Here is a 13,735-nt window from a genome sequence, read left to right as displayed (position 1 = left end):
CCCTTTGAGCCTGCCGCGCCCCGCGGGTGCTCCGGCTCGCACGGCCATGGCGGCCGCGCTCACGGTTGCGGGTCAGCGCCGGTTTCGCACCGGCTTCCCCTGCGGGGCGCAGTTGAAGTTGTCGCCGCTCACCTTACCGCCCGTACCCGCGGAGGTCAGCGCCGGTCCCGGCCGGGAGGCGGCTGACGAGGGCGGTTGCGGTGCGGATCCCGTACGGACCGGGCCTTCGGGGCCCGTACGAACGCCCCGTCCCGTATCCCTCAGCAGCAGTCCGGGTCCAGCCCCCGCGGCAGCCCCGCCCCGCCGAACACCGCGCCCGTCGCCTCCTCGCCGCCGACCGCCGCCAGCGCGAGCAGCAGCGCCCCCGCCGTCCACGACGTGCGCTCCGCGGGCCAGATCGCGTCGTCCTCGAAGACGTACCCGGTCCAGTACATGCCGTCCTCCGCCCGCAGGTGCTTCAGCCAGCGCAGCACCTCCAGCGCCCGGTCGCCGTCGCCCGCCGCCCAGAGCGCGAGCACCAGCTCCGCGCTCTCGCCGCCGGTCACCCACGGCCGGTCGCCGACGCAGCGCACGCCGAGCCCCGGGACGACGAAGCGGTCCCACTCGCGCTCGATGCGCGCGGTGGCCGCGGGGCCGGTGACCGCGCCGCCGAGCACCGGGTAGTACCAGTCCATCGAGAAGCGGTCCTTGTCCAGGAACCGCTCCGGATGCCGCCGGATCGCGTGCCCGAGCCGGCCGAGTGCCAGCTCCCAGCCGGGCTGCTGCTCGCCGAGCCGCTCGGCGGCGGCCAGCGCGCAGCGCAGCGCCTGGTGCACGGACGAGGAGCCGGTCAGCAGGGCGTCGGTGAGCACCTCGCCGTCCGCCGCCTCCCGCTTCCAGCCCACCTGGCCGCCGGGTTGCTGGAGCCGCAGCACGAACTCCACCGCGCCCCGCACCACCGGCCACATCCGGCGCAGGAACGCCTCGTCCCCGGTGGCCAGATAGTGGTGCCAGACGCCGACCGCGGGGTACGCGCAGAAGTTCGTCTCCCGGCCGCGGTCGGTGGGCCGGGCGGCGTCCCCGTCCGCGTACGCCGCGTACCAGGAGCCGTCCGCGAGCTGGTGCCGGCGCAGCCACTCGTACGCCGCCTCCGCGCGCGCGTGCTCGCCCGCGGCGTCCAGGGCCATCGCCGCCTCGGTGTGGTCCCACGGGTCGAGGTGGTGCCCCCGGAACCACGGGATCGCCCCGTCGTCCCGCTGCACCGCGGCGATCCCGGCGACGGTCTGCGCCACCTCGGCGGCGTCCAGCACGCCGGGCAGGACGAGGTGCTCGGTCCGCTCGGAGCTGGTCACCGGCCGCCCTCGTGGGGCTTGGTCGCGTAGACGACGACGCTCTTGCCCATGACCGGGTTGAGCAGCCGCTCGGCGAGGCGGGTCGCGAGCGGCTTCTTCATGATGTCCCAGACCAGCAGCTTGTGGTACGCGCGGACCGCGGGCGACGTGTCGTTGTCGACGCCGACGGCGCACTTGATCCACCAGTACGGCGAGTGCAGCGCGTGCGCGTGGTGCAGTCCGTACGGCTTGAGGCCCGACTCGCGGATCCTGCCGACCAGTTCGTCCGCCTTGTAGATGCGGATGTGGCCGCCCTCGACCTCGTGGTACGCGTCCGAGAGCGCCCAGCAGACCTTCTCGGGGCCGTAGCGCGGCACCGTGACCGCGATCCGGCCGCCGGGGCGCAGCACGCGCACCATTTCGGCGAGCACGCCCTTGTCGTCGTGGATGTGCTCCATCACCTCGGAGACGATGACGACGTCGAAACTGTCGTCGGGGAACGGCAGCGCGAGGGCGTCGCCTTCGACGGCCGTGGCGGCGGCACCCGCCGGGGCCTCGCCCGCCTCCTTCATCGCCGCGAACCAGCGGGCGACTTCGCGGATCTCGTCGCCGTCGCGGTCGAGGGCGACGACGCGGGCGCCGCGCCGGTAGCACTCGAAGGCGTGCCGCCCGGCGCCGCAACCGAGGTCGAGCACGCGGTCGCCGGGCGCGAGCGGAAAGCGGGTGAAGTCGACGGTCAGCAAATCTCCTCCGGAGGGGTGGGCGGGAGGCGTACGGGGGCGGGGAGGGGCGGGGGAGAGGAGTGCGCGAGGGCGCGGGCGTCCGGGGCGTCGTTGCCACGGGGCGGGGGAGCGGGGAAGAGGGCGCGGCGGTGCGGCGCCGCGGCGCGCGGCCGCTCGCGACGGCGGGTGGGGCAGGCGTCGGCACGCTCCCCCTCCCCGCGGGGCATCAGCGGTCACCGCCTGCCGCGCGCATCCTTGCCGTCGCCGGGCCGCCCCTCGGCCGGGGGCGGGCGGCCGTCGCCGCGTCGGCCGCGATCGCCTCCCGGTAGCGCTCCGCGGTCTGCTTCGCCGCCTGGGCCCAGGTGAAGCGGGCCAGTACCCGCTCGCGGCCCGCCGCGCCCAGACGGGCCCGCAGCGGGGCGTCGGCGAGCAGGCGGGTGAGGGCGCCGGCCAGGGCGCCGGCGTCTCCCGGGGGGACCGCCAGGCTCGTCTCGTTGTCCGGGCCCGCCACCTCGGGGATCGCGCCGCCCGTCGTGGCGACCAGGGGCGTGCCCGTCGCCATCGCCTCGGCGGCCGGCAGCGAGAAGCCCTCGTACAGCGAAGGCACGCACGCGACCTGCGCGCTGCGCAGCAGGCCGACCAACTCCTCGTCGCTGATGCCGGTGACGAACCTGATCGCCCCGCCGAGCCCGAAGCGCTCGACGGCCTGCGCGACCGGCCCGTCCTCCGCGCGCTTGCCGACCACGACCACGTGCGCGTCCGGCTGCTCCGTACGGATCTTGGCCAGCGCCTCGACGAGGTGCACGAGACCCTTCAGCGGCACGTCCGCGCTCGCCGTCGTGACGATCCGGCCCGGCACCCGCGGCACGGAAGGGTCGGGTGTGAACAGCTCGGTGTCCGCGCCGATCGGCACCACGTGCACCCGCTCGGGGCGCGCCCCGAGCTGGGCCGTTATCTGTGTACGCGACGAGCCGGAGACCGTCAGCACCGCGGGCAGCCGGCGGGCGACGCGGCGCTGCATGCGCGTGAACCCGTACCAGCGGCGCACCGAGTAGCGCCGCCGCCAGTCGGGCGCGGCGGCCAGCTCCAGGTCCCGGTCGACGGTGATCGGGTGGTGCACGGTGGTCACGAGCGGGGCGCCGAGGGCGCGGGCGCCGCCGAGGAGGCCGTAGCCCAGGGTCTGGTTGTCGTGGACGACGTCGAACTCGCCGCGGCGGGCGGCCAGATGGCGGCGGGCGCGGAGGCTGAACGTCAGCGGCTCGGGGAAGCCGCCGGTCCACATCGTGCCGACCTCGAGCAGGTCGATCCAGTCGCGGTACTCGCCGCGCGCGGGGGTGCGGAAGGGGTCGGGCTGCCGGTAGAGGTCGAGGCTGGGCAGCTCCGTCAGGGTGACGCCGGGGTCGAGCACGGGGTAGGGCTGGGCGCCGATCACCTCGACCCGGTGGCCGAGGCGGGCCAGCTCACGCGAGAGGTGGCGGACGTAGACACCCTGTCCGCCGCAGAAGGGGTTGCCCTTGTAGCTGAGCAGGGCGATGCGCAGTGGCACCTCGGCGGTCACGTACGGCCCCCTTCTCACTGCAGTTTCGCCGGAGCGTAACCGCTCGCGCTAATCTAGAACAAGTTTCAGGCAGACGTTCGGCGGCTTCGAATCTACCGGTTGGTAGCGAGAGCTGCCCGCCGGAGCTGCCGTCGGGGGAAGCACGGCACAGATCGGGACACATGACGACAACATCGAGGGCGGGCAGGGCGCAGCTCACCGAGCGGCAGGAGGCGCGCCGCCGCCGCATCCTCCAGGCCACCGCGGAGCTGGCCGGCCGCGGCGGGTTCGACGCGGTGCAGATGCGCGAGGTCGCGGAGCGGGCGGGCGTCGCGCTCGGCACGCTGTACCGGTACTTCCCGTCCAAGGTGCACCTGCTCGTCGCCACCCTCCAGGACCAGTTGCGGCAGTTGCACGAGACGCTGCGCAAGCGCCCGCCGACCGCCACCGAGCCGGGCGCCCGGGTGGCGCAGACGCTGCTGCGCGCCTTCCGAGCGCTCCAGCGCGAGCCGCAGCTCGCGGACGCGATGGTGCGTGCCCTGATCTTCGCCGACCGGTCGGCGAGCCCGGAGGTCGAGGTCGCCTCCCGGCTGACGTCGGCGATCATCCTGGACGCGATGGGCGCCGAGGGCCGGCCGGCGCCGGAGCAGTTGTCGGTGGCGCGGGTGATCGAGCACACGTGGCACGCGGCGCTCATCACCTGGCTGTCGGGGCGCGCGTCGAGCGCGCAGGTGCGGACCGACATCGAGACGGTCTGCCGGCTGGTCGACGGCACCGGAACGGACGCCCGTGCCGGCTGGGTGACCTGATGCCTGAGTGGCGGTCGGCGGGCATCCATGACGACCGCCGCGAGGGCACGCCCCACCTGCTCGGTATATGTGAGATAGTTGCAGTGGATATATTGGCTATCGCTGGAGGCGGGCAATGTCCAAGCTGCTTGTAGAGGTCGATGACGCCATACTCGCCGAAGCCGGCGAGCTTCTCGGCACGAAGACCAAGAAGGACACCGTGAACGCGGCGCTGCTGGAGATCACCCAGCGCCGAAGCCGACTGCGCGCCCTCGACCGGCTGGTCGAGATGGGCGAGGACGGTGCCTACGACATCGAGCTGCTCCTTGACAAGAAGAACTACCGGTGACCGTCACCCACCTGATCGATACCTCAGCAGCGGTGCGCATCCTGACCGACTCCGGCGTACGGCAACGATGGCGTGATCACCTCGCTCAGGGCGTCATCGCCATGTGTGACATCACCCAGCTTGAGCTGCTGTATTCCGCGCGCTCCCTCGCTGACCGGCTCCACATGCACGAGCAGATCCGCACCCTGTTCAACGGGGCCCCGACGCCGGATGCCACCTTCGGCCGTGCGCACGCTGTCCAGCTCAGGCTCACGGAGAAGGGCACGCATCGCAGCGCCGGCGCCGTGGATCTGGCCCTGGCTGCCGTCGCCGAGCTATCCGGTCTGATCCTGCTGCACTACGACCGTGACTTCGAGGCTGTCGCGGATGCGACTGACCTGAAGGCTGTATGGGTCGCCGCTCCCGGGAGTCTCTGACCGACGGCGTGCGAGCGTGGACTGATCCGAGCGAGTGGCTACCCCCACATTCGTCGCAGGGCGCATGCGAAGGCGGCGGTGGCGCTGCGCGGGCCGCTGGCGGACGTGCTCCGGGTCTTCTGCCGGCGGCTGCCGCCGGACAGCGGCCGGGTGGAGGTGCTGGGCGGGGCGGGGGTGCTGGACACCTGGCTGGCGGCGACGGCCTGGGGGCGAGTGCGCTGGCGGGACGTACCGCGTGCGGCCGTCGCTCCACCGCGCGCACGCGACGGCCCCCGCCCGAAGCGTCGGACGGGGGCCGTCGGGGATGCGCCAGGCGCGGGCGTCAGGCGCCGCGCTGGATACCCGTGGTGTCCTGCAGCACGCCGCGGCGGCCGTCCTGGGTCTGCGCGACCAGCGCGGCACCGCGCTGGTCCACCGCCAGGTACCAGATGCCCGGGGTCAGCTCGGCGATCTGCGCCGACGAGCCGTCCTCCGCGAACAGCGGCCGGGCCGCCGGCACCGCGAACCAGAACGGCGCGAACGAGCCGCCGGCCGCCGGCTGCGGCGCGGCCTGCGCCTGCGGCCTGGCGCCCGCCGGTCCACCGGCCTGCGGGCCGCCCGGCTGCGGGCCGCCCGCGCCGGGACCGCCGCCGAAGGGAGCCTGCTGACCGCCGCCGAACGGGGCGCCGCCCTGCGGGCCGCCGGGGCCGCCGGGACCGGGCTGGCCGCCGGGGTAGCCGTAGCCGGGCTGCGGCTGGCCGCCGCCGTACGGGGCGGCGGGCGCCGGGGCACCGGGGCTGCTCAGCAGGTTCGCCTTGAGCGCCGGGACGGTCTGCCCGAGGATCGCGCCCGCGGCCATCGCGAGGTTGGCGATGAGCCCGAGGATCAGGCCGACGCCCATGCCGAAGATGTCCTGGCCCACGGCTTCGTTGGCCATGTTGCGCGCGCCGCCGAAGAGCATGAAGAGCGAGCTGAGGAGTGCGGCGGCCGACAGCGCGGTGCCCCACTGGTCGAGCCGGAGACCGCCGAACTCGCGGTCGCCGGTCTTCACCCGGCCCAGGAAGATGAGCGCGGCTGCGAAGATGCCGGTCAGGAAGACGGACGGCAGCAGGGGGAACTGGTCGGAGTCCCAGCCATTCGGCACGTCCCCGCCGCAGTCGGCCCCGCCGGGGCAGTCCACCGAGATGCTGCCGAGGAACGAGGCGATAATCAGCAGCAGCGCTGCTCCGATCACTACGCCGTCGCCCCGAGTGAGTGAGCGGATGTTCACGAAATGTCCCTTACGTATTGGTCGTTGACGCTGTTGCTGGTGCAGATCCCCACGCTGCGGAGCGCGAAATGAGGCCCCATCGTACGGGTCCGCAGTTTGGCCACATCGGGCCCCCTGGCCACGAGTCCCCCTTGTTCCCCCGGTGTGCATTTCCCGGTCTGTCGACGGCTTGCGCCTACCCTGCCAGGAAAGCCCCGATGCCGTTCGTGATTCCGTGCGCCGCCCGCTGCCGCCATGCGGCGTCCGTCAGCCGGTCGGCGTCCTTAGCGTCCCGCATGTTGCCGCATTCGATGAAGACTTTGGGCACAGTCGAGAGGTTCAGTCCGCCCAGATCGGTGCGGACCGTGAAGCCTGTGTCGTTGCCCACATAGTTGGAGGGCTTACTTCCGGTTTCCTCCGCGAAGTGTGACTTCAACTCTTTGCCCAGCTTCCGCGAGGGCTTCACGATGGCGGTGGTGTCCGCCTTTCCCTCGTTCACCTCGCCCGGCAGGATCACGTGGAACCCGCGCGAACCCGGTCCGCCGCCGTCGGCGTGGATGGAGACGACCGCGTCGGCCCCGGCCTTGTTGCCGGCCTCGGCGCGTTCGTCGATGCACGGCCCGAACTCCCGCTTGCCGTCCTGCGTGAGCCGCACCTCCGCGCCCTGTGCGCGCAGCAGGGTGCGGGCGCGCCGGGCCACGTCCAGGGTGAAGTCCGCCTCGGCATAACCGCCGTTGGTGGCGGTGCCGGTGGTGTCGCACTCCTTGCGCACGGTGCCTATGTCGACTTGGCGGTTGATTTCGGCAGCGTGGTCGCGGTTGTTCGGGTTGTGCCCGGGGTCCAGCACGATCACCTTTCCGGCCAGCGGCATCACGCCCACCTCCGGGTCCTTCGCGTCCTTCGCATTCTTCGAGTCGCTCGAATCCTCGGGATCCTCGGCGGTGGGCCGGGTCGGGGAGGAGGACGCAGGCGGAGCCCCGCCGGGTTCCCGCCCGTTCCCGCCGGAACCGTCGCCGTCCGCCGACTGCCACACGAGTACGCCGGCGAAGGCCAGCGGTGCCACGGGTGCGAGCAGGAGATAGGCGCGGAGAGGCCGCCGGTTCTGGCTGGACATCCGTGCGACCGTAGCAGAAGAATCCGACGGTCAAATTCCGGTGCCGGTACGGCGCAGTACCTTAAGGCTTCCTTGCGCGGCGCTCTCCGTGAACGCCCCGGAGTCCAGCGCGCGCCGGTAGATACGGTACGGTGCCTGCCCGCCCTCGGCCGGGTCGGCGAACACGTCGTGCACGGCCAGCAGCCCGCCCGGCGCGACGTGCGGGGCCCAGCCCTCGTAGTCGGCCGTGGCGTGCTCGTCGGTGTGGCCGCCGTCGACGAAGGCCAGCCCGAGCGGCCGGTTCCAGAGCGCGGCGATCTGCGGCGACCGGCCGACGACCGCGACGACGTGGTCTTCGAGGCCGGCCGCGTACAGCGTGCGGCGGAACGCCGGCAGGGTGTCCATCAGGCCGGTGGCGGGGTCGACGAGCGCGGGGTCGTGGTACTCCCAGCCGGGCTGCTGCTCCTCGCTGCCGCGGTGGTGGTCGACGGTGACGGCCACGACGCCGGGGCGGGCGGCCGCGCGGGCGGCGGCGGCGAGCAGGATCGTGGAGCGGCCGCAGTACGTGCCGACCTCCAGCAGGGGGAGCCCGAGGCCGGCGGCTTCGGCTGCGGCGGCGTGGAGCGCCAGGCCCTCGTCGCGGGGCATGAAGCCGGGGGCGGCCTCGAACGCGGCCAGTACGGCGGGGGCGGGTGGGGACAGCAGGGCGGGGGCGGGCGGGGGCAGCTCCATCGGCGGTGCCTTTCCTCGGCCGGCGGGCGACGTGTCCTGCGCGGCGCCACCGGTGCCGCGTACGGGCGGGTAGGCGCCACCGGTGCCGCGTACCCGCCGGAATCCTGCCTCATGGGCGTAGGACCCCGGTCGCATGGTCCGTACACCGATATGCCCGTGCGCGGTGTCGGAGGCTGGTGCGACCATGGCGGCATGCACCAGTCACCACCCGGTACCCGGCTGCCCGAGGCGGCCGGGCGCCGTTCCGCCGCACCGCTGTGGGTCGTCGTGCTCACGGCGTGCGCGGGCCAGTTCCTCGTCGTGCTCGACGTCTCCGTCGTCAATGTCGCGCTGCCGTCCATGCGTGAGGACCTGGGGATGAGCGCGTCGGGACTGCAGTGGGTGGTGAACCTGTACACGCTGGCCTTCGCCGGCCTGATGCTGCTCGGCGGCCGGGCCGGGGACATCTTCGGCCGCAAGCGCGTCTTCCTCGTGGGCCTCGCGGTGTTCACCGCCGCCAGCCTCGCCGGGGGACTCGCGCAGGAGCCGTGGCACCTGCTCGTCGCGCGGGCCGTGCAGGGCGTCGGCGCCGCGGTGCTGGCGCCCTCGACGCTGACGCTGCTCACCTCGTCCGTGCCCGAGGGCCCGGTGCGGGTGCGCGCGATCGGGACGTGGACGGCGGCCGGCGCGGGCGGCGGGGCGGCCGGTTCGCTCGTCGGCGGGGTGCTCACGGACGCACTGTCGTGGCGCTGGGTGCTGCTGATCAACGTGCCGGTCGGCGCCGTGGTCCTCACCTGCGCGGCCCTGTGGCTGGCGGAGAGCCGCGGCGGGCCGCGGCGGCGGCTCGACATCCCGGGCGCGGCCCTGGTCACCGCCGGGATCGGCGCCGTGTCGTACGGGATCGTGCAGACCGAGAGCCACGGGTGGACGGCGGCCGCAGTGCTGCTGCCGCTCTGCGGCGGGCTGGCGCTGGTCGGGGCGTTCCTGGTGGTGGAGGCGAGGACGCGGGCGCCGCTGATGCCGCTGGGGCTGTTCCGGCTGCGGTCGGTGTCGGCGGCCAACACGGCGATGTTCGTGACCGGCGCGGCGATGTTCTCGTCCTGGTACTTCCTCTCGCTCTACATGCAGAACGTCCTGGACTACTCGCCGATCGAGGCCGGCTTCGCCTTCGTGCCGCACTCGCTGACGATCGTGGCCGCGTCCAAGCTGGCGCCGCGGGTGCTGGCCCGTACGGGCGCGAAGGCGCTGGCGATCGCGGGCGTGATGATGGCCGCCGGCGGCTATCTGTGGCAGAGCACGGCGGACGCGGGCGGCACGTACGTCACGGACATCGCCGGGCCCGGGATCCTGATGATGGCCGGGGTGGGCTTCATGGCCACGCCGCTGGCCCACCTGGCGACCTCGGGGGCGCCCGCGGGGGACGCGGGCGTGGTGTCGGGGGTGATGAACACGTCGCGGACGATGGGCGGTTCGCTGGGCCTCGCGGTGCTGTCGACGGTGGCCGCCACGCGCATCGGCGGCGGGTCCGGGCCCGAGGCACTGGCCTCGGGGTACTCGCTGGCGTTCCAGACGGGCGTCGGGATCCTGCTGGGCTGCGCGGCGCTGATGCTCATAGCCCTGCCCCGCCCGGCCGCCGTGCCGGGGCCGGCGAAGGCGTGATCCGGGCGGGGCGAGGGGTGTGTGTACGGCGCTGCCGGGCGGGGTTTCCGGCGGGGGCGCCGGCCGGGGGCTTTCCGGCGGCGGGTGTGCGGCGGGGGGTCAGCGGGGTGTGGTCAGCCCGTCCGCGGCCGCGCCGCGGCTGAGGACGACGTCGCTGATGCGGTCGCGTACGCGCTGGTAGCGCTCCGGGGCGTCGCCGGCGGCGAGTTCGGCGTTCAGGTCGACGACCCGCGGCGGGCCCGCGCGGTCGTGGTCCATGAGCTGCGGCAGGTACTCCGCCTTGGTCACCCGCCAGCGCGCGCTGTCCGGCGCGGGCGGGGAGAAGGTGAAGCGGGCGATGGTGCCCTGGTTGCCGCGCGGGTCGCGGGCCCCGGCGTTGTTGATCATGCGGCCGGCGATCTGGTCGCCCATACCGTAGACCACCCAGGTGCCGTTCACCTTCTCGTACGCCTGCGGCACGTGTGCGTGCGTGCCGAGGATCAGGTCGACGTCCGGCGCCCCGGCCGAGCGCGAGCCGGTCAGCGCGCGGGCGAGCTGCCGCTGCGTCGCGTCCGGCGCGTCCTGCCATTCCGTGCCCCAGTGCAGGCTGACCACGACGATGTCGGCGCCCGCCCGGCGGGCCCGGCGCGCGTCCGAGACGATCCGCTCGGGGTCGGTGATGTTGACCGCCCACGGCTGGTCCTGCGGCGGCTCGACGCCGTTCGTGCCGTAGGTGTACGCGAGTTGGGCCACCGTCGCGCCGCCCGCCTCCAGCAGCGCGGGCCGGTGCGCCTCGGCGGGGGTGCGGGCCGACCCGGTGTGGGCGACGCCGGCGGCGTCGAGGGCGTCGAGGGTGTGGCCGATGCCCTGGGAGCCGGCGTCGAGGGTGTGGTTGGAGGCGGTGGAGCAGGAGTCGTAGCCGGTGTCGCCGGCCGCGGCGGCGAGTTGCGGCGGGGAGACGAAGGAGGGGTAGCCGCTGAACGGGCCGCCGGCCGGACCGTAGACCGTCTCCATGTGGCAGATCGCCAGGTCGGCGGCGGAGATGACGGGCTTCACGCCGGCGAGCATGGGGCGGAAGTCGTGGCCCTTGCCGCCGGCGTCCCGGTTCGCCTGCTGGATCACCGAGTCGTGCGGCAGGATGTCGCCCGTGGCGACGAGGGTGAAGGGCGCCCGCGCCTCCTTGCCGGTGGTCTTGCCGTCGTCGGACGTGGTGCCGACGGGACCGCGGGCACAGGCGGTGGCGAGCAGGGCGGCGCCGAGCGCCAGTGCCGTAGCGGTCGTACTAGTCCTTTTATATCCGCGCATGTGTCGAATGCACAGGAGCGGGATAAGGCATACAAGAAGCCTTGCCGGAGCTGTCCCCCGAACGGCCGCCCGGGATCGCGCGCATGCCTCGTCGACTGCCCGTGTGCTCGAATGCTGACGGAGTATCAGCAAAGGGGCTTTACGGTCTTCCCAACCGCCGGGGACTGCGTTATACATGTATCCGGCGGCGAGAACGTGTTCTTGTTGCACGGTTCCGGCCGCGCCCCGAGAGCGACCCCGGCGTGCCGACTGGTGCGGACGGCACGCCGGGGTCTTCTCGCGCTCTCGGCCGCCGTGCCCGCGTACCCATGCACCCCCGTCCGCACGGCCGCGCCGGGCCCGCGGCCCCTTGCCGACACCTCGGGCCGCGGGCGCCCCCGCGGCCGGTGAAGGAGCCAGTGCCACCATGCCCATCGACGCCGCCCGGGCCCTCGCCGCCGCACCCCGCGAGACCAGGATCGCCTGGACCCGCAAGGACGTCCTCCTCTACCACCTCGGCATCGGCGCGGGACGCCCCGCCACCGACCCGGCCGAACTGCGCTACGTCCTGGAGGACCGGCTGCGCGTGCTGCCCGCCTTCGTCACCGTCGCCGGCGACGGCGGCGTGGCCGGCGAGGGCGCGGGGCTCGGTGCCCCCGGCGTCGACGTCGACCTCACCGCCGTACTCCACGGCGCCCAGCGCATCGGACTCCACCGCCCGCTGCCGCCCGCCGGCGAGGCGACCCGCACCTCGCGCATCGCCGCCGTCCACGACAAGGGCAAGGCCGCCGTGCTGGTGCTGCGTACCGAGGCCGCCGACGCGGACGGCCCGCTGTGGACCTCCGACACCCAGCTCTACGTCCGCGGCGAAGGCGGCTTCGGCGGCGACCGCGGTCCGTCGCCCCGCCTGCCCGCCCCCGAGGGCCCCCCGGCGCACGTCGCCGACCGCGGCATCCGCGAGGACCAGGCGCTGCTCTACCGCCTCTCGGGCGACTGGAACCCGCTCCACGCCGACCCGGAGTTCGCCGCCCTCGCCGGCTTCGACCGGCCGATCCTGCACGGGCTGTGCTCGTACGGCATGGCGCTGAAGGCGGCGGTGGACACGGTCCTGGCCGGCGACCCCGGGCGGGTGCGGTCGTACGCGACGCGGTTCGCGGGGGTGGTGTACCCGGGCGAGACGCTGCGGATCCGGCTGTGGCCGGAGGCGGGCGCGCCCGCGGGGACCGGGCGGATCCGGCTGACCGCGAGCGCCGTGGAGCGGGACGAGTCCCCGGTGCTGGCGGACGCGCTCATCGAGCACGACTGAGCCTTCCCCGCCCCGGGGGATGCGCCGCCGGGGCGGGGAAGGGGCTTCAGAGCGGCGCGTGCCGGAGGGGGACGGGGCGGGTGGGGGCGTCCTCCTCGGGGGGCGGCTCGCCGGTCTCGTCCGGTGCGCGGTCGGGGGGCGGGTCGCTCAGGGGCGGTGCGTTCAGCAACTCGGCCGCCGACGGGTCGGGGATCGCCAGGCGGGCCAGGCCGCAGGGGTGGGCGGGGGTCGCGTACGGCAGCCGCAGCTCGCCCCACTGCGTCCACAGCCCGCTGCCGGTGATCCACCCCGGCAGCGGCGGCAGTTGGACCAGCCGCCGCGCCGCCGGCCGCCACACGCCGAGCCGGCAGCCGCCCGGTCCTTCGAGCCGCAGCGCCACCCCGCAGTGCTCCGGCGTCAGCACCTGCCCCGGCTGCACCGCGAACGGCGTCACCGCCGTGTCCCGCGGGCACAGCGCGTCCGGGAACCGCACCGGGCGTCCGCTGCCCAGCACCCCCCACCCCAGCCGGTCGCGGCCCGGGGCGTCGGAGCGCAGGAGCAGCAGCCCGCTGTCGGGATCGGCGAGCAGCAGACGGTCGTTGCTCTCCTCGGTGAGCATCAGCAGCGGGCTGACCTCCACCCCGCCGTGCAGCCCGACCGTCACGGCCTTCGTCCGCCCGTCACGTTCCTGGTCGACGGCGAGCGCCCGGCCGGTACGGTCCAGCCAGCCGCGGCCCGCGCACCGGCCGGGGAGTTCGCCGACCCGCTCCGGGTGCGCCGTGCCGGCGCCGGCGAACCCGCCCCCGTACACCCGCCACACGGCGGTGGTCTCGCCGCCGGGCTCCGGGGGCGCCAGCGCGTACACCTCCGCGCTCTCCGGCGCGGGCGGCACGAGCGCGAGCCGGGGCGCCGTCACCGAGCCGAGGGTCTGCTCGGTGGTGTCGGGCCCGGAGGGGTGCAGAAGGGAGAACGTGTGGTCGGCGCCGCCGACGAGCCGGCGGACCAGCACGCGGCCGTCGGCCAGCGGCAGGACCGTGGTCCCCGGCTCCTCCGGCTGCGCGCAGGGGAGGGGAACCGTATACGCCTCCGGGCCGTGCAGGGTCCACCGTTCGGGGAACCAGTTGCCGTCCGCGTCGGCGGCGAGGCAGGCGCCGTACGTGCCGTCGGCGGTGAGGGTGAATCCGGCCCGTCCCACGGGGCGGCCGGGGGCGGCGGCCGGGGGAGCGGCGGTCGGCGGGGCGGCGTGGCGCCCGGGGGATGCGGGGAGTCGCGGGGGCGACGTCGCGGTGACCGCGACCATAGCGGCGGCGTTCCCCGCAGTGGCCGGTGCGGCGGTCCCCGCTCCCGCGGCGGGTCCCGTCCCCGCTCGGGGTG

Annotated in this window: 13 protein-coding genes; 5 read left to right on the top strand and 8 right to left on the bottom strand. The window is 74.5% G+C overall.

The annotated features are described in order from the left end of the window. Nucleotides 1–260: 260 nt before the first annotated feature. The 3 genes from FB457_RS11455 to FB457_RS11445 form a co-directional block, all read right to left on the bottom strand. Nucleotides 261–1,331: a prenyltransferase/squalene oxidase repeat-containing protein gene (locus FB457_RS11455; protein ID WP_047015499.1), complete on the bottom strand. Its 1,071-nt coding sequence runs from the start codon at nucleotides 1,329–1,331 to the stop codon at nucleotides 261–263. Next, entirely contained in the window at nucleotides 1,328–2,053 is a 726-nt protein-coding gene (locus FB457_RS11450; RefSeq protein ID WP_047015498.1) for a class I SAM-dependent methyltransferase, read from the bottom strand. Before FB457_RS11450 ends, FB457_RS11455 begins: the two co-directional genes overlap by 4 nt. A 205-nt stretch (nucleotides 2,054–2,258) precedes the next feature. Next, on the bottom strand, nucleotides 2,259–3,590 hold the full coding sequence (locus FB457_RS11445; RefSeq protein ID WP_047015497.1) for a glycosyltransferase family 4 protein: 1,332 nt from the start codon (nucleotides 3,588–3,590) through the stop codon (nucleotides 2,259–2,261). 161 nt (nucleotides 3,591–3,751) lie between these two features. Between FB457_RS11445 and FB457_RS11440 the strand changes: the two genes are divergently transcribed. The 3 genes from FB457_RS11440 to FB457_RS11430 all read left to right on the top strand — a co-directional run bounded on the left by FB457_RS11440 (nucleotide 3,752) and on the right by FB457_RS11430 (nucleotide 5,122). Next, on the top strand, nucleotides 3,752–4,378 hold the full coding sequence (locus tag FB457_RS11440) for a TetR family transcriptional regulator (protein ID WP_047015496.1): 627 nt from the start codon (nucleotides 3,752–3,754) through the stop codon (nucleotides 4,376–4,378). A 115-nt stretch (nucleotides 4,379–4,493) separates the two neighbouring features. Further along, nucleotides 4,494–4,706, top strand: coding sequence for a type II toxin-antitoxin system VapB family antitoxin (locus FB457_RS11435; protein WP_047015495.1), 213 nt, complete (start codon nucleotides 4,494–4,496; stop codon nucleotides 4,704–4,706). Beyond that, the gene (locus FB457_RS11430; protein WP_047015494.1) at nucleotides 4,703–5,122 is read left to right on the top strand and encodes a PIN domain-containing protein; all 420 of its coding nucleotides are present in this window, start codon (nucleotides 4,703–4,705) and stop codon (nucleotides 5,120–5,122) included. The genes FB457_RS11435 and FB457_RS11430 overlap by 4 nt, the downstream gene beginning before the upstream one ends. Before the next feature lie 322 nt (nucleotides 5,123–5,444). Here the strand turns inward: FB457_RS11430 and FB457_RS11425 are convergent, their stop codons facing one another. The 3 genes from FB457_RS11425 to FB457_RS11415 form a co-directional block, all read right to left on the bottom strand. Then, complete coding sequence (locus tag FB457_RS11425) at nucleotides 5,445–6,371, bottom strand: hypothetical protein (RefSeq protein WP_486588991.1); 927 nt, start codon at nucleotides 6,369–6,371, stop codon at nucleotides 5,445–5,447. Between the two features lie 175 nt (nucleotides 6,372–6,546). Further along, a complete protein-coding gene (locus FB457_RS11420) occupies nucleotides 6,547–7,464 on the bottom strand; it encodes an N-acetylmuramoyl-L-alanine amidase (RefSeq protein ID WP_047015492.1) in 918 nt (305 codons plus the stop codon). A gap of 30 nt (nucleotides 7,465–7,494) precedes the next feature. Next, entirely contained in the window at nucleotides 7,495–8,175 is a 681-nt protein-coding gene (locus FB457_RS11415; RefSeq protein ID WP_047015491.1) for a class I SAM-dependent methyltransferase, read from the bottom strand. A 192-nt stretch (nucleotides 8,176–8,367) separates the two neighbouring features. On the opposite strand from FB457_RS11415, the gene FB457_RS11410 reads away from it, so the two are divergent. Further along, complete coding sequence (locus FB457_RS11410; RefSeq protein ID WP_047015490.1) at nucleotides 8,368–9,813, top strand: MFS transporter; 1,446 nt, start codon at nucleotides 8,368–8,370, stop codon at nucleotides 9,811–9,813. Between the two features lie 99 nt (nucleotides 9,814–9,912). Here FB457_RS11410 and FB457_RS11405 read toward each other — a convergent pair whose 3' ends face one another. After that, entirely contained in the window at nucleotides 9,913–11,097 is a 1,185-nt protein-coding gene (locus tag FB457_RS11405) for a CapA family protein (RefSeq protein ID WP_047015489.1), read from the bottom strand. A gap of 406 nt (nucleotides 11,098–11,503) precedes the next feature. On the opposite strand from FB457_RS11405, the gene FB457_RS11400 reads away from it, so the two are divergent. Continuing rightward, nucleotides 11,504–12,382, top strand: coding sequence for a MaoC/PaaZ C-terminal domain-containing protein (locus FB457_RS11400; RefSeq protein WP_047015488.1), 879 nt, complete (start codon nucleotides 11,504–11,506; stop codon nucleotides 12,380–12,382). A 46-nt stretch (nucleotides 12,383–12,428) separates the two neighbouring features. Here the strand turns inward: FB457_RS11400 and FB457_RS11395 are convergent, their stop codons facing one another. Further along, a complete protein-coding gene (locus tag FB457_RS11395; protein ID WP_347614051.1) occupies nucleotides 12,429–13,661 on the bottom strand; it encodes a hypothetical protein in 1,233 nt (410 codons plus the stop codon). Between the last annotated feature and the right edge of the window lie 74 nt (nucleotides 13,662–13,735).

Source organism: Streptomyces sp. CNZ287 (genome assembly GCF_007827615.1).
Note: the sequence above shows the minus strand (reverse complement) of the source record. Positions and strands in the feature narration are given on the sequence as shown.